Below are 16,574 nucleotides of genomic sequence, written 5' to 3' on the forward strand. Positions count from 1 at the left end.
AGCTATCTAATATATATTATTATTTTCAATTTTACTTATTGAAGATCATAAATGGCACAAATACCTTCTAAAAACTCCATAGGTTAATTGAAATGGATAAATTATTAAAATATGGTCGTGAACTTCTTGAATTGGAAATTCATGAAGCTCAAAAGTTACCTAATCGGCTAGGTGAAGACTTTATTACAGCTTGCCAGCTTATTTTAACTGCAAAAGGAAAAATTGTCGTATCGGGTATTGGAAAATCGGGACATATCGGAAAAAAAATTTCTGCTTCTTTAGCCAGTACTGGTAGCCCTTCTTTTTTTATGCATCCCTCCGAAGCGCTACATGGCGATTTAGGAATGGTAAGCGAAAATGATGTAGCAATACTAATTTCTTATTCGGGTCGAGCAAAAGAGTTTAATTTTATACTCCCTATACTTGCTTCGATGAAAGTACCGGTGATTGCCATAACTGGTGGTTTAGACTCACCCTTAGCCAAAGCGGCTCAAGCCGTAATTGATATATCGATCGAAAAAGAAGCTTGTCCTATGGGGCTAGCACCTACTTCGAGTTCGACAAATACATTATTAATGGGTGATGCGCTGGTCATAGCCGTCATGCGAGCCCGAGGTTTTAATGAAGAAGATTTTGCTCGTTCACATCCGGCAGGCAGTTTGGGTGCGAAATTACTTAATCAAGTAAAAGATGTCATGAGAACGGGAGATTTAATTCCAAAAGTTCCCCATACTGCAACAGTACTTGAAGCTATGCTTGAACTCAGCCGTACAGGTGTGGGATTAGTTGCAATATGTCAGGATAATAATAAAATTATTGGCGTATTTACTGACGGGGATTTGCGTCGATTATTATTAAAAAATGGCACATTACAAGACAGTATTGAAGCTGTGATGACAAGTCCTGGTTATAGAATACCCGCAAGTTGGAAAGCAACAGAAGCTTTAAAATCATTTAATTATCACAATATTACTGCTGCACCAGTTGTGAATAACGAAGGTGAATTAGTCGGTGCATTAAATATTCACGATTTGCATCAAGCAGGAATTAGCTAAAACTATTAATAAATACCTATTGCAAAAAGGGGCTTTCTATTGAGATAATTACCAACCTAAATTTTTGTCGTTAGACGGAGATACAAGAAAAGTTACACAATTAACTGCTTGTGAAACGAAAGATCACGGTCAGTTAATATTGTGTTGTAAATTTTAACCAAAATTAATAGATGATGAAACTACAATGGCAGAAAAGCGAAATATTTTTCTAATTGGCCCAATGGGGGCAGGAAAAAGCACAATAGGTCGACAAATTGCACAACAGTTAGGCATGGAGTTTTTTGACTCTGATCAAGAGATCGAAAAACGAACGGGTGCCGATATTGCTTGGATTTTTGACTTAGAGGGTGAAGACGGATTCCGCGCCAGAGAAGAAAAAGTCATTAATGAATTGACTGAAAAACAAGGTGTAGTACTCGCGACAGGCGGTGGATCGGTTCTATCAAAAGAGACACGTAATCGTTTATCTGCTCGTGGGATAGTGGTCTATCTTGAAACAACCATTGAAAAACAGATGGCAAGAACTCAAAAAGACAAACGGCGTCCATTATTACAAGGAGGAAATACCCCTCGAGAACTCTATGAAGAGCTTGCTGATGAACGTGAACCACTTTATCAAGAAATTGCTGATATCACTATTAAGACAGATGAACAAAGTGCTAAAGGTGTAGCTGGTTATATCATCGATAAAATAGAGCAAATTTAAGCTACTTATTATCAAGATAATGACTGATACTGAAATAGTAATAGTGTAGATGTCAAGTTAAGGAGTAAATATGCGTGTAGATAAAGATGACCGTTATATATCAGAAAAAGCGAATAAAGACTCTACAACTTCATTCAAATTACCAAGTTTTCTTAATTATTTTTCCAAGAAAAAATTAATTATTCTTGGTTCTGCTATGGTAATCTTTTTCTTAACGCTAAGTTTTGTGATATTAAGTTCTTCAACAGAAAATGAACCAACATCATTGACGTCGCCTGACGTCAATGGTTATTCATCAACAAATATTGAAAACAGCAACAACGCTCAATCTTTAACTGATGAGTTAAACGCATCAAGTAACACACAAACCACCGATTCAAGTTTATTACCCAACTCTACAACTGCTTCAAGATCGAATCAATCATTAGACAGTCAAGAGCCACTAACCAGTAATAGTAATATTGTGGATGAATCAAGGAAAGCTCGTAATCAATCAAATGATTCGACTATAAAAAAACCAACAACATCGTCCCTTTCTGAGAAAAATGGAGCGAATAGTCATAATACTATTTCAAGTCATAACGGAAACAGGAATAAAAACAATACTATTTATATTAAAGATGATGAATACACTATTCAACTTAGTGCTTCATCATCTATTGAAAACTTAAAAAAATTTGTTGAAAAAAATAATATTACTCATTACCAAATTTACGAAACTAAACGTAATAACAGTAAATGGTTTATTTTGATTAAAGGTATATATAAATCATCAGATGAAGCCAAAAAGGCTATAAAATCTTTACCTAGTGCTTTACAAAAGGATAATCCATGGGTCAAATCTGGTGCATCTGTGAATAAAGAAAAAGCTGAAAAATAAAGGATATGGTTCATTTATCCTACCAAAGACAAAATAGGAGTATCCTTTGAAAAAACAACGAGCCTTTTTAAAATGGGCTGGAGGAAAATATGAGCTTGTGGACACCATTAGGCAGTATCTACCAGAAGGAGATCAACTGATTGAACCTTTTGTTGGTGCAGGTTCGGTCTTCTTAAATACCAATTATAAAAGCTACCTTTTAGCTGATATTAACCATGATTTAATTGAATTATTCAATTTATTGAAATCAAAACCAAATGAGTTTATTAATGATCTAAAAATATTTTTCCAACCTCAGAACAATAAGCCTGAGGCATTTTATCAACTACGAGACGTATTTAATTATAGTAAAGATCAGTATTTACGATCGTTATTATTTATTTACTTAAATCGTCATTGCTATAACGGTCTATGTCGTTATAACAACAGTGGACTTTTTAATGTGCCATTTGGTCGCTATAAAACAATCTATTTTCCTGAGAAAGAGCTAAACTTTTTTGCAAAAAAAGCACAAAATGCGGAATTTATCTGTGCCCCATACCAAGAGGTCATGAAAAAAGCAAAGAAAAATTCTGTGATATACTGTGATCCGCCCTATTTATCGCCAAATGATTCGGCTGGATTTACGGCATATTATTCAAATAATTTTGGCTATGAAGAACATAAAAAACTCTCTAAATTAGCCGAAAAAATGGCTTATAAAAACAATATTCCAGTGCTTGTATCCAATCATGATACTGATTATACAAGAACGTTATATAGTAAAGCTCGCCACCTTTATCGAGCTGAAATGCGACGCTCAATAAGCTGTGATGGTGAAGGTCGAAAAAAAATTGATGAAATATTAGCGCTATACAAATAATCCTAAAAACATTTGAGTATTGGCTTGTATGATTAGAGGTATGTTATGAAAGAGTTTATTATTGCACCGTCAATACTTTCAGCAAATTTTGCTTGTTTAGGTGAAGAAACCCAAAAAGTGATTGAAGCAGGGGCTGATGTAATTCATTTTGATGTCATGGACAATCACTTTGTGCCTAATTTGACAATGGGGTCAATGTTTTGCCAAGCACTACGTGACTACGGAATAAAAGTCCCAATCGATGTCCATTTAATGGCATCCCCTGTCGAAGAACTTATTGTCTCTTTTGCAAAAGCTGGAGCTAGCAATATCTCTATTCATCCCGAAGCAACGATTCATCTTGACCGAACGTTGCAACTTATCAAAGATCATGGTTGTACCGCTGGTTTAGTTTTTAATCCGGCTACTCCGTTAGATCATTTAGATTATGTAATGGATAAAATTGATATTGTGTTATTAATGGGAGTTAATCCTGGTTTTGGTGGGCAATCTTTTATCCCGTCAACATTAAAAAAATTACGACAAGTTAAACAACGTATTATTGAATCAGGTCAAAATATACGACTTGAAATAGATGGGGGCGTCAAAGTCGACAATATTGCAGAAATAGCCCAAGCAGGCGCTGATATGTTTGTTGCAGGGTCTGCCATATTTGGTCAGCCTGATTATAAATCAGTTATTGATGCCATGCGAAAAGCATTAGCAGGAGTAAAATATGCCTAAACTGGATGACATTCAAGCAATAGCATTTGATCTGGATGGCACACTCGTTGATAGTGTACCCGGACTTGCATTAGCAATTCAGCAAATGCTTGCCGACTTACAATTACCTACTGTTAGCAAAGATCAAGTTAAAAATTGGGTAGGTAATGGCATCGATGTTATGTTAGAACGTACCTTTAAAGCAATCGATATTACCCCAACAGCAGAATTGTTTAGTCAAGCTAAAAATTGCTTTAATCAGCATTATGATAAAGTTATCGATGCAGAAACAAAACTCTTTCCACATGTTAAAGAGACCTTAAAAGTGCTTTATGATAATCATTATCCCTTAGCACTTGTTACCAATAAACCTGCACAATTTTTACCTGCTTTATTAGAATCATTAGGCATTAAAGAATATTTCAAACTGGTGCTAGGTGGTGGTGATGTTATCAAGCTAAAACCTCATCCTGCCCCACTTTATCAGGTTATGGCAACGTTTGGGCTCTTTTGCGATCAATTACTATTTGTTGGTGACTCGAAAAATGATATTACCGCAGCAAAGAATGCTAACTGCCATACTGTTGCGTTAAGTTACGGTTACAACTATGGTGTATCCATAGCGACCAGCGACCCCGATTTTTTGTTTGACGATTTCAAAGATATATTAACCTTGTTACCACTGCCTAAAGCTGAGGCAAAAAAATAAGAATGAATAGATTAGGAATAAATTATGAGTAAACCGATTGTATTTAGTGGCGCTCAGCCATCAGGGGAATTAACACTTGGCAACTATTTGGGTGCCTTAAAAAATTGGGTCGCTTTACAACAAGAATACGATTGCGTTTATTGTATTGTAAATCAACATGCTATCACAGTACGCCAAGATCCACAGAAGCTACGCAAAGCAACACTGGATACCATGGCGCTTTATTTAGCATGTGGCATTGATCCTCAAAAAAGCACTATATTTGTACAATCTCATGTACCTGCTCATGCTGAATTAGGGTGGGCATTAAACTGTTACACTTATTTTGGTGAACTCAGTCGCATGACCCAATTCAAGGATAAATCATCACGACATGCTGAAAACATTAATGCAGGGCTTTTTGATTATCCTGTATTAATGGCAGCTGACATTTTATTATATCAAGCTAATTTAGTACCGGTGGGTGACGATCAAAAACAACATCTCGAACTATCACGTGATATTGCAATGCGCTTTAATGCCCTGTATGGTGACATTTTTACTGTTCCTGAACCTTTTATCCCTAAAGTTGGTGCAAGAGTGATGTCTTTACAAGACCCAACGAAAAAAATGTCTAAATCTGATGAAAATCGAAACAATGTGATTGGCTTACTTGAAAATCCTAAAGACATCGAGAAAAAAATCAAACGAGCGATGACCGATTCTGATGAACCGCCTGTTGTACGTTATGATTTAAAAAATAAAGCTGGTGTATCAAATTTATTAGATATATTAACTGGCGTAACAGGAAAACCAGTCACCGAACTTGAAAAAGAGTTTGAGGGTAAAATGTATGGACATCTTAAAACGGAAGTGGCGACTCAAGTGATTGATATGATAAGTCACTTACAAGCACAATATCACCAATATCGTGATAATGAAGATTACCTCTATTCAATCATGAAAGAAGGCGCTGAAAAAGCTCGAACTAAAGCGGATATCACATTGAAAAAGGTCTATGACGCTATCGGTTTTGTATAGTCTGAAATCAAAAAAACATGATTATTATTAACACTAAACAGTATTAATTAGCTTTGATATAGGCATTGATTATCCTAATGACAATCAATCCGATGAAAGCCATTTAATTAAAATAGGTTAGTTATGAAGATTATCATTCTTGGGGCAGGACAAACAGGCAGTGCGCTTGCAGAATATCTTGTTACTGAAAAACAAAACGATGTCACTGTTGTCGATGAAGATCATGATAAATTGCAATCTTTGCAAGAACGCTTTGATTTACAAGTTATTTGTGGAAAATCATCTTATCCACAAGTATTAGAGAGTGCTGGCGCAGAATCGGCTGATATGCTTGTTGCCGTTACCAACTCTGATGAAATCAACATGATGGCATGTCAAATAGGGCATGTCATGTTTAATATTCCGCAAAAAGTGGCGCGTATCCGCGCACCGGAATACAATGATGAAAGATATCCTTTTTTCAATAAAGAGTGTATCAATATCGACCATATCATTGCACCAGAAAACCTTATTACCAACCACATCAGTCATTTAGTTCAATATCCAGGCGCATTACAATTTGCCTCATTCAACGATACCCGTGTATGTCTAGTCGCTGTTATGGCATATTATGGTGGCGCGCTAGTTGGCAGTGAGCTATCAGAGCTTAAAGAACATCTTCCGCATGTTGAAGCCAGAGTCGTTGCTATCTACCGTAAAAATCGCTTTATTCGTCCACTGGGTTCTACCTTAATTGAAGCTGGCGATATGGTGTATTTTATTACTCCGCCTACCAATATCAAAGCCGTGACCAGTGAGCTACAACGTTTAGAAAAACCCTATAAACGAATTATCATTAGTGGCGGTGGCGGCATTGCACTTGCACTGGCTAAGCGCTTAGAAAATGATTATCAAGTCAAACTAATTGAACGCAATGCTGAACGAGCAGAACTCATTGCTGAACAGTTACTTAATACCACGGTATTACATGGCGAATCATCAGACCAAGAATTGCTATCCCAAGAACAGATTGAACTGACAGATCTTTTTATTGCGGTAACCGGCGATGATGAATCCAATATTATGTCATCGATGCTAGCGAAAAGAATGGGCGCTAAAAAAGTCATCGTCTTAATTCAAAAACAAGCTTATCTTGAACTCATTAATGACAGTGTGATTGATATTGCTATTTCACCCCAACACGCCACTATTTCTGAACTTTTAAGTCATGTCAGACAAACAGGCATCGTCAAAGTTGTATCACTACGACAAGGCGAATCTGAAATTGTGGAAATCGTTGCGCATGGTGATAAAGAAAATTCAAAACTGGTCGGAAAAAACATCAATGGATTAAAGCTACCGTCAGGGGCAACAATCGGCGCAGTTGTACGTGATGAAGATGTTATTATTATCAACACGGATTTAACGATTGAAGAGAATGATCACCTGATTATTTTCTTGCCGGATAGAAGAGCGATTACCGATATCGAAAAATTGTTACAATAACATTTAAATCGAAATTTTCTATTATACAAACTTGTTAAAAGCCAATAGGCAGTTCATAATATAAGCATAATTTTGACTCGGGGTGTTTTTTATTCATTAAAAAACTGAGAGTTTACCCGTTGAACCTGATCTGGATAACACCAGCGTAGGGAAGTCTAGCCATTCAACTTTACAATAGGCAAATTCTTCCCGATAAATCAAATAAGGAATGAACATGTCAGTAACCACATCGCTTCAAATCACACAAGTTACACCTTTTATTAATCTTGTCAAAACGCAACGCCCATTAGTTCATTGTATAACAAATGATGTTGTACAAAATTTTACTGCTAATGTCCTACTTGCTATTGGAGCTTCACCAGCAATGATTATTGCTGAACAAGAAGTGGCTGAATTTGTTAAAATTGCTAATAGTTTACTGATTAACATCGGTACAATTAATCACAATACCGCCAAAAGTATGCTACTTGCAGCAAGCCAAGCTCAACAAAGCCAAACTCCATGGGTACTTGATCCTGTTGCCGTTGGTTCGGCACTTGCTTATCGTACCGAAATTGCGCATCAATTATTATCATTTAAACCCACCGTTATTCGTGGCAATGCTTCGGAAATCTTAGCGCTAAGCGGTCAATTTGCATCATCAAAAGGCCCGGACAGTCAAGACTCGACAAAATCCGCTTTACAATATGCAAAACAATTGGCACAAGACTACCAGACTATCATCGCCATGACTGGTGACATTGATTATATTACTGATGGTCATACGACTTACGCTATAGCAGGCGGTGATATTGCTTTAACCAAAATTACCGGAACAGGCTGTTCCTTATCTGCTATGGTTGCAGCGTTTATTGTAAATTCAACCGATTCACTTTTAGCCACAGCAGCCGCTTGCTTTATGATGAAAAAAGCTGGAGAAAAGGCAAATAAACAGCTTGGATTAGGCAGTTTTGCCGTATCGTTATTAGATCAATTATCACTATTTTATTCATCATACTAATAGGGACGTAGCATGCAGAAAAAGTTGGATCTTACTCTCTATTTAGTGCTCGATCCGACACTATGTGGAGGAATCAGTGGCATGGTCGACACAACCAAAATTGCCGTTGCCAACGGTGTAACCGCCGTACAATTACGATCAGAACAAGAATTGACAGGCAAAGATTGGTATAAAGCTGCTTTAGCCTTAAAAGAAGCACTCAGTCAGACATCGGTACCGCTATTGATTAATGATCATGTTGATATTGCTTTAGCTGTCGATGCAGATGGTGTGCATGTTGGTCAAAATGATTTGCCCGTTGATGTAGCTCGCCGATTGATCGGTAATAATAAATGGTTAGGGCTATCTGTTTCGAATCAGCAACAACTTGAAACCGTGCCTTGGCAAAACGTCGATTATATTGGAATTGGTCCTGTCTATCCGACCTCGACCAAGAAAGATGCTTCCTCGGCACTTGGTATTGAGCAGTTAACTCAATTAGTCAAAACCAAACATTGCCCTGCTGTTGCCATTGGTGGTATCGACGTAACAAAAGTTACAGAAATAATACAAACAGGAATTGAAGGCGTTGCAGTCGTATCGGCTATTTGTGGTCAATCCAATATTGAACAAGCAACCACCTTACTAATCAATAAAATACATCAAGCTAGATAGGAAGCAACATCATGACAATTACAGCCCTAACTATTGCTGGTTCAGATCCCTGTGGGGGAGCTGGCATCCAAGCCGATCTCAAAACGTTTTCGGCACTTGGTGCGTATGGCATGTCTGTCATTACCGCGTTAACCGCACAAAGTACCCAAGGTGTTGATGCGGTATTGGCAATTCCCACCGAATTTATCGAAGCAGAATTTAACACCTTATATCAAGATATCCACATTGATAGTGTCAAAATTGGTATGCTAATGAATAAAGAAATTGTCACAACAGTCTATCAGTTATTAAAAAATCATCCTATACCATCGATTGTACTTGATACTGTTATGATTGCTAAAGGAGGGCATGCTCTTTTAAAACCCGATGCCATTACCGCCATTCGAGAACAATTATTGCCACTGGCAACAATTATTACACCTAACTTACCCGAAGCCGCAGCGCTTTTAGATTGTGATGAAGCGAAAAATGAAGATGAGATGCTAAAACAAGGGCAAGATTTACTTAAACTAGGTTGTAAAGCGGTACTAATGAAGGGCGGGCACTTAGCCAGTCAAGAAAGTCCCGATTATTTAATCACCTCAGACCAAACAATCCGAATGACATCGCAAAGAATTCAAACAAAAAATACGCACGGTACAGGTTGTACCTTATCAGCCGCTATTGCGGCTTTATTACCTAAAAACAGCTTAGAACACGCGGTTAAACAGGCGAAAGAATATCTTCACGGAGCCATACGCCATGCTGATGATTTAAATATTGGTAAAGGAATTGGACCAACACATCACTTTTATTGTTGGTGGTGATTCAAAAACAAAATTGACGCATATTTGCGAACACTCTCTTCAAATTTTTCAAAATATGAGTGATTAAAAGAGGATGTAAAGTAGGTTTTGGACGTTTTAAACGTGTTAATGAAAACAGATAAATAAAAAAACTAACGTCCAAATTTGTTTGCTTGAATATAGGTTAATTAATATGAAATACCTACAAATTCATACCCAGCTTCATTGATAGCCGCTATAGCGGCTTCTTGTGAAATGGTCCCGCCTTCGATATCAACTTCATGTTTAGCCAAATCAATGGTTACTTTCGCTTTTGGATCAATATCGTTAATCGCTTTAGTAATCGTATTAACACAGTGCTGACAACTCATATTATCGACAATTAATTTCATAGTTGACCTCTCTTTTCAATTAAATCTTATCAGAATTCGGATCGCCTAAATTAGCGTAGGCTTTATAATTGTGTTCGATCCATTGACCCGCATTATTACTCGTTTGAAAATAATCAAACCCAGTAGTTTTCATCATACTTTGTGGGAAACAAAAAAGATTGCGTACAGTAAAAAAATGAAGCTAAATTTTTTGAAACGTCCACAATATTGTTTGCAAAAAGCATGCTTCAGTTACAAAGCCACAATGACATTATTTCTTTTATCATACACAATTTTTTATTCTGATAAAACTGGCTCTGACATATTATCGTTTTGCGTATAAGGTATTGCCTTTAGCATATCGAATTATTGCGTGAATGTTGCGAATTTTTTTGTTGGACGTTGTCATCGCAATACTTTTTAAAACTAGAATTTGTCAGGCATCTCTTTTATCGTTTCGATTTACTCATCAACGTGATTCACTTTAGCTTCAAATAAACTGGAATTTATAGGACACAAATAAAAACATCTCAATCATCTTTTCATGTTCAACACTTGGAATCATTATCAGATAACAAACTGAACAATCTAGGATTAATAGCATCATTTTCACTAATAGTGAATGGTAAACAATCTAAGTTTATCCATGGTTATCATAATTTAAAACGCCAAGATAATTTTTTTATAGAAAAATTTATTCATGCATTTAATTTATTTACTCTCTGAATTAACAACAAAAAATGCTATAAATCCAGAACTTCTTTGACACTATTGCTTGTTAAACGTTATACTAAAGGGGATATTTTGTACATCTGAATAGTTAAGCACTTTTTTCAAAAGCAGTTTAAACATAGGGGGGTGTAATTTGGGTATCTTAAATAATATTTTTTCTAAAATCTTTCCAAGTGCTCAAGCGGCTGTCGGTAATGTCGCTGATGCCGTTAAAAATCAAGTCAACAGCATTACCGGTCATGATAAAGATGCCGCGTCAAATAATCAGAATCAAGACCAAAATCAAAATCAACCACATTCAGACAACCAAACGCCCATTTCGGACGTGGATGTTATGTCAATTCTTAATAATTTAGCGAGCAAATTTCCTGAAAAACTTAATTGGAAAACATCGATTGTTGATCTTTTAAAATTATTAGGAATAGACAATAGTCTAGATGCTCGTAAAAGATTGGCAAAAGAACTTAATTACACGGGTAGTACAGATGATACCGCTGCAATGAATACTTGGTTAATTAAAGAAGTATTTAAACGAATTGCCGAAAAAGGCGGTAATATTACCCATCTATTTTCTTAATCAAAGATTGTTACGTGATTTGTTATCCACCTGGTCTTCGGGTGGATTTTTTATATAGCATATTGTAATTCGTTCGACTCAATCAACGGCATTACGCTTTAAACGAGTGTAATCGATTCATTGCGGCTTCAAAGCTTTGTGATAATAAAATATCCGTGCAACGTGCAGATTCATCAATCGCTTTATCTATTAGTTCTTGCTCGGGCTTAGAAGGTTTATTTAACACAAAACCGACCACTTTATTTTTATCACCCGGATGCCCGATACCGATTCTTAATCGATAAAAATTTGGATTATTGCCTAATTTGCTAGCAATATCTTTCAAACCATTGTGACCACCATGACTTCCGCCAAATTTAAATTTCGCAATACCCGGATTTAAATCAAGTTCATCATGAGCAACTAAAATTTCTTCGGGTTTTATCTGATAAAATGAAGCCATCGCTTGAACAGCTTTACCACTTAAATTCATAAACGTGGTAGGCACTAATAAACGTATGTCATGTCCTGCGATATTGATACGTGAACTATAACCAAAAAATTTAGGATCATTTTTTAACGGTTGTTGATAACGTTGTGCAAGCAAATCAACATACCATGCCCCTGCATTATGTCGAGTTTGGGCATATTCATTTCCAGGATTGGCCAGTCCTACAATAAGTTTTATGGTTGTCATGATGTTTTAATTGTTAGCTGTTGTTACTTGAAGATGTTAAATTAAAAAGCCCCAAAAAACGGGGCATCTTTATCATTAAAAATCAATTATTGATGGAACATTGCAGAAATCGATTCTTCGTTGCTTATGCGACGAATTGCTTCTGCTAACATTCCTGATAATGTTAATTGACGTACATTTTTCAATGCTTTAACTTCAGCTGTTAATGGAATAGTATCACAAACGACTATTTCATCAATGGCTGAGTTTTTAATATTACTGACGGCTTTACCCGAGAAAATCGGATGCGTTGCGTAGGCAAATACTCTTTTAGCACCACGTGCTTTTAATGCATCAGCGGCTTTGCAAAGCGTTCCTGCTGTATCAATCATATCATCGACTAAAATACAATCTCTATCAGCAACATCACCAATAATATTCATCACTTCAGCTTCATTCGCTCGTTGACGACGTTTATCGATGATCGCCATATCGGTGTCATTTAACAGTTTTGCAATAGCACGAGCTCGCACCACCCCACCAATATCCGGAGAGACAACAATTGGGCGTTCAAAATCACGTTGAAGCATATCTTCTAAAATCACAGGGCTACCAAATACATTATCCACTGGCACATCAAAAAAACCTTGGATCTGTTCAGCATGAAGATCAACCGTTAATACTCTATCAACACCGACAGTTGATAAAAAGTCAGCAACCACTTTAGCTGTGATCGGAACCCGTGCAGAACGCACTCGACGATCTTGTCTAGCATAACCAAAATAAGGAATAACAGCGGTAATACGACCTGCAGATGCTCGACGCATTGCATCAATCATAACAAGCAATTCCATTAAATTATCATTGGTTGGTGCACAAGTTGATTGAATGATAAAAACATCCTCACCACGGACATTTTCATTAATTTGAACGTTCACTTCTCCATCGCTAAAACGACCAACAACAATATCACCAAGAGAAGTATAAAGACGATTAGCTATACGCTTTGCTAGCTCAGGTGTAGCATTGCCAGCAAAAAGCTTCATATCAGGCACGAGAAATCCTCAAGCATGTAATCATGATTACGTATCCGTAATCGGTTAAATCGGAGTGACAATTATATAATCATTTGGTGATCATGCTCAACCACATTATAAAAAATTATCAAAATAATTTAACCTGCCTAGCAAAATAGTGTAAGAGTCCATGGGTAATCAATATGTTTTTTGACGTCAACTTAAAATCGAGTAAACTAAGTAATCATCGCTATTTTAGGGTAGCTTTCAATTAGTTTAAATCAATTTTACAACACAAGTAGATAATCTAATGGCAGAACAATTACATACAGATATTGAAGAACAAAAACCGAAACGAACAATACGCAGTTTTGTGCTACGACAAGGTCGTTTGACCAAAGGTCAAGAACAAGCATTACAAAATTTATGGCCCGTCTTTGGTGTCGAATATAATGCGGGATCGCCCATTCACTTTGAACCTAATCAACACGTCGTTTTAGAGATTGGATTTGGTATGGGCGCATCACTCATCGAAATGGCAAAAAATGCCCCCGAGAAATCTTTTTTAGGTATTGAAGTACATAAACCGGGTGTCGGAGCTTGTTTAATGGCGATCGAAGAAAATCAATTATCAAACTTAAATGTGATGTGCCATGATGCAGTCGAAGTTTTAGAAAACATGATTGCAGATAATTCATTAGATAAGGTGCAAATATTCTTCCCTGACCCTTGGCATAAAGCAAGGCACAACAAGCGTCGAATTATTCAGCCTGCTTTTGTCGAACTTATCAGACGTAAATTAAAAGTTAATGGTATTTTACATCTAGCAACAGATTGGCAACATTATGCCGAACATATGCTTGAGGTGTTAAATCAAGCGACAGGTTATAAAAATTTATCATCAACAGGAGATTATATTCCAAGACCAGCAGACCGACCTATTACCAAGTTTGAAAAAAGAGGTCAAAATCTTGGTCATGGTGTTTGGGATTTACAGTATCAAAAACAATAACGTTATTAAGGAGCCGTTATGGAAAATCAAACTCTTGATTTCATTTATCATCGTCGTTCAATTCGTGCTTATAAACCCACCCCATTGACGCAAAAGCAAATAGCATCGATGATTCAAGCAGCACAATCGGCTCCGAGTTCTAACTTTCTTCAATGTTCAACCATTATTCGTATCACAGACAGTGATAAGCGAAAAAAATTAGCTCACTATTCAGGTGATCAAAATTATATTTATCAAGCTCCCGAATTTTGGGTGTTTTGTGCCGATTTTAATCGACATTTTCAAATTGATGCAACGATTCCTCTTGAACGAGCCGAACAACTTTTAGTCGGTTGTATTGATACCGCATTGATGGCGCAAAATACGGTTATTGCTGCGCAATCGTTAGGATTAGGTACAGTCTATATTGGTGGTTTACGTAATAATATATCTGAAGTGACACAATTACTAGCCTTGCCAAAGTATGTTATCCCCCTTTTTGGTCTCTGTATTGGGTATCCAGATCAAGAGCCCGAAATGAAACCAAGATTACCGAGTGAATTAGTCTTTTTCGAAAATCAATATCAACCAATCAATCAGACATTATTGGCACAGTATGATGAGCAAATAGAAAATTATTATCAAACTCGTAGTTCTAATCAAAAAGAAGGCGGATGGAGTAACAAAATAGCTGAAACGATCTACAAAGGACAACGAGAATTTATTCTCAACTATTTACATCAACAAGGCTGGGTGAAACAATAATGAACAATCACTATCAATTGGATAAAGTCGTCATATTAAGCCGACATGGAATCCGTACACCATTACAAAATACACTTGAATTTTTAGAACAAGCCACGCCGTTTAAATGGCCTAAATGGGATCATCCTTATGGTTATCTAACTACCCGAGGCGGTGCGCTAGAAGTTTATTTTGGACGATACTTAGCGACATGGCTTGAAAATCAACATATTCAATACGAAGCAACTTCTTCTGAGGTGTTTGTGTATGCAAATAGTTTACAAAGAACCGTTGCTACAGCTCAATTTTTGACAGCTGGTGCTTTTGCCGGATATGACATCCCCATCAATCATAAATACCCCATTGAAAAAATGGATTCCATGTTTGATCCTAGTTTACGTAACGATTCTGACGAATTTAAACAAGCTGTTATTAAGGACATTGATGAAACTGTTACAGCAGAATCAATCTATAAAAATTTAGCGCCTGCTTATGAAATTTTAGCCGATATTTTAGACTATAAACATTCCAAATTTTATGCACAATATCAATGTGATTTAGCCGATATTCCTGTTGAAGTTTATTTGAAAAAGCATGAAGAACCTGCTCTGTTAGGTGCATTAGCGATTGGTGTTAGTGCAGTAGATGCATTTTTATTACAATATTATTCGGGCTTTCCTAAAAAACAGATTGCGTGGGGAAGAATCAACAGCCAAGCACAATGGCAACAACTTATTCAGATACGTAATCAATATCTAAACTTAGTCTGTCGAACTAAAACGCTTGCAAAACATTCTGCTACCGAATTGATTAATATGATAAATAAGCTTATGCATCATGATGATCGAAAAATTCATTTACTTGTGGGACATGATAGTACCATTGCTTCATTATTCGGCGCATTAGACTTTGAACATTATCAGTTACCGAATCAATATGAAACAACACCAATCGGTGGTAAGGTAATTTTACAACGTTTTCGTCATTTAGAGTCTGGAACATACTATTTTAAAGCCGAATACATTTATCAAAGCTTTGAACAACTATTTACCGGTGCTCAAATCAGTATGAATAACCCACCACAACATTTTACGTTGCAGCTTAAAAATGCCATGCAAAATCAAGATGGATTTTATGACTGGCATGATTTTGAGCAGCGTTTAAACATGTTTAAAGGATGATTTAATCAATTCACTTCTCACGTCAGCATTTATCCTACATGGCGTGAGATGATTTTAACATTTAGCTCCCTGTTATGGTTAAATACCGCTGTTATATTATCTCACCTAATCACTATTCCCACCTTATCTTCAAGGAGTGGATAGAATAGATAAAAACGGCTTCTTGTTTATTAATGTAATCGATACCATAAAAGTTATCTTATTTTCGCTCAACATGTAACCTGCATATTAACGCTATATTTCATTGTAAGCAGAATCGCCTCATCAATAAATTGATAATATTAAATAGAATAGAGTTATCTTCTTGAATTCTTTGAGTTGAATTAAAACATCGTCATCAACAAAACATCTTACTCATAAACAACAAAAATAATGTAATCGATTTCATAAAGTGTTATCTAGATCACTTTTTTCATCATTTTATGGTGATACTATCCACCATAAAAGAA

Annotated in this window: 18 protein-coding genes and 1 riboswitch; of the genes, 15 read left to right on the forward strand and 3 right to left on the reverse strand. The window is 36.4% G+C overall.

The window, feature by feature from the left end; translation table 11 throughout:
- Positions 1-92 precede the first annotated feature (92 nt).
- From gutQ to thiD, 11 genes are all read left to right on the forward strand, one after another.
- Positions 93-1,055, forward strand: a complete 963-nt coding sequence (gutQ, locus tag ACGH47_RS01330; RefSeq protein WP_267349756.1) for an arabinose-5-phosphate isomerase GutQ — start codon at positions 93-95, stop codon at positions 1,053-1,055.
- Between the two features lie 184 nt (positions 1,056-1,239).
- Positions 1,240-1,761 (forward strand): shikimate kinase AroK, encoded by a 522-nt coding sequence (gene aroK, locus ACGH47_RS01335; RefSeq protein ID WP_065558794.1) that lies wholly within the window; start codon positions 1,240-1,242, stop codon positions 1,759-1,761.
- A 70-nt stretch (positions 1,762-1,831) separates the two neighbouring features.
- Entirely contained in the window at positions 1,832-2,641 is an 810-nt protein-coding gene (locus tag ACGH47_RS01340) for an SPOR domain-containing protein (protein WP_267349759.1), read from the forward strand.
- A gap of 46 nt (positions 2,642-2,687) precedes the next feature.
- The gene (locus tag ACGH47_RS01345; protein ID WP_267349761.1) at positions 2,688-3,503 is read left to right on the forward strand and encodes a Dam family site-specific DNA-(adenine-N6)-methyltransferase; all 816 of its coding nucleotides are present in this window, start codon (positions 2,688-2,690) and stop codon (positions 3,501-3,503) included.
- A 45-nt stretch (positions 3,504-3,548) separates the two neighbouring features.
- Positions 3,549-4,226, forward strand: a complete 678-nt coding sequence (gene rpe, locus ACGH47_RS01350) for a ribulose-phosphate 3-epimerase (RefSeq protein WP_411590302.1) — start codon at positions 3,549-3,551, stop codon at positions 4,224-4,226.
- Entirely contained in the window at positions 4,219-4,914 is a 696-nt protein-coding gene (locus ACGH47_RS01355; RefSeq protein ID WP_267380815.1) for a phosphoglycolate phosphatase, read from the forward strand. The genes rpe and ACGH47_RS01355 overlap by 8 nt, the downstream gene beginning before the upstream one ends.
- A gap of 24 nt (positions 4,915-4,938) precedes the next feature.
- Positions 4,939-5,934: a tryptophan--tRNA ligase gene (trpS, locus tag ACGH47_RS01360; protein ID WP_267380816.1), complete on the forward strand. Its 996-nt coding sequence runs from the start codon at positions 4,939-4,941 to the stop codon at positions 5,932-5,934.
- A 123-nt stretch (positions 5,935-6,057) separates the two neighbouring features.
- Positions 6,058-7,419 carry a Trk system potassium transporter TrkA gene (trkA, locus tag ACGH47_RS01365; RefSeq protein ID WP_220215588.1) on the forward strand — a complete coding sequence of 454 codons (1,362 nt, stop codon included), beginning with the start codon at positions 6,058-6,060 and terminating at the stop codon, positions 7,417-7,419.
- Positions 7,420-7,487: 68 nt separating this feature from the next.
- Positions 7,488-7,588, forward strand: a riboswitch (TPP riboswitch).
- A gap of 45 nt (positions 7,589-7,633) precedes the next feature.
- Positions 7,634-8,419, forward strand: coding sequence for a hydroxyethylthiazole kinase (gene thiM / locus ACGH47_RS01370; protein WP_411622457.1), 786 nt, complete (start codon positions 7,634-7,636; stop codon positions 8,417-8,419).
- Positions 8,420-8,431: 12 nt separating this feature from the next.
- Positions 8,432-9,073 carry a thiamine phosphate synthase gene (gene thiE, locus ACGH47_RS01375; RefSeq protein ID WP_411622459.1) on the forward strand — a complete coding sequence of 214 codons (642 nt, stop codon included), beginning with the start codon at positions 8,432-8,434 and terminating at the stop codon, positions 9,071-9,073.
- Positions 9,074-9,081: 8 nt separating this feature from the next.
- Positions 9,082-9,879 (forward strand): bifunctional hydroxymethylpyrimidine kinase/phosphomethylpyrimidine kinase, encoded by a 798-nt coding sequence (gene thiD / locus ACGH47_RS01380; protein ID WP_411622620.1) that lies wholly within the window; start codon positions 9,082-9,084, stop codon positions 9,877-9,879.
- A 167-nt stretch (positions 9,880-10,046) separates the two neighbouring features.
- Here the strand turns inward: thiD and ACGH47_RS01385 are convergent, their stop codons facing one another.
- A complete protein-coding gene (locus ACGH47_RS01385; protein ID WP_267349770.1) occupies positions 10,047-10,250 on the reverse strand; it encodes a heavy-metal-associated domain-containing protein in 204 nt (67 codons plus the stop codon).
- Positions 10,251-11,094: 844 nt separating this feature from the next.
- Between ACGH47_RS01385 and ACGH47_RS01390 the strand changes: the two genes are divergently transcribed.
- Positions 11,095-11,538 (forward strand): DUF3597 domain-containing protein, encoded by a 444-nt coding sequence (locus tag ACGH47_RS01390; RefSeq protein WP_411622460.1) that lies wholly within the window; start codon positions 11,095-11,097, stop codon positions 11,536-11,538.
- 91 nt (positions 11,539-11,629) lie between these two features.
- Here ACGH47_RS01390 and pth read toward each other — a convergent pair whose 3' ends face one another.
- Positions 11,630-12,214, reverse strand: coding sequence for an aminoacyl-tRNA hydrolase (gene pth, locus ACGH47_RS01395; RefSeq protein WP_324100926.1), 585 nt, complete (start codon positions 12,212-12,214; stop codon positions 11,630-11,632).
- A gap of 86 nt (positions 12,215-12,300) precedes the next feature.
- A complete protein-coding gene (locus ACGH47_RS01400) occupies positions 12,301-13,248 on the reverse strand; it encodes a ribose-phosphate pyrophosphokinase (protein WP_065558808.1) in 948 nt (315 codons plus the stop codon).
- A 271-nt stretch (positions 13,249-13,519) separates the two neighbouring features.
- On the opposite strand from ACGH47_RS01400, the gene trmB reads away from it, so the two are divergent.
- From trmB to ACGH47_RS01415, 3 genes are read left to right on the forward strand one after another with little or no spacing between them, the layout of a single operon-like run.
- Positions 13,520-14,221, forward strand: coding sequence for a tRNA (guanosine(46)-N7)-methyltransferase TrmB (trmB, locus tag ACGH47_RS01405; RefSeq protein WP_411599005.1), 702 nt, complete (start codon positions 13,520-13,522; stop codon positions 14,219-14,221).
- Between the two features lie 18 nt (positions 14,222-14,239).
- Entirely contained in the window at positions 14,240-14,965 is a 726-nt protein-coding gene (gene nfsA, locus ACGH47_RS01410) for an oxygen-insensitive NADPH nitroreductase (RefSeq protein WP_411622461.1), read from the forward strand.
- On the forward strand, positions 14,965-16,125 hold the full coding sequence (locus ACGH47_RS01415; protein ID WP_411622462.1) for a histidine-type phosphatase: 1,161 nt from the start codon (positions 14,965-14,967) through the stop codon (positions 16,123-16,125). Before nfsA ends, ACGH47_RS01415 begins: the two co-directional genes overlap by 1 nt.
- Positions 16,126-16,574: the final 449 nt, after the last annotated feature.

It is taken from the genome of Gilliamella sp. CG16, assembly GCF_046635785.1.
Classification (GTDB): Bacteria; Pseudomonadota; Gammaproteobacteria; order Enterobacterales; family Orbaceae; genus Gilliamella; species Gilliamella apicola_I.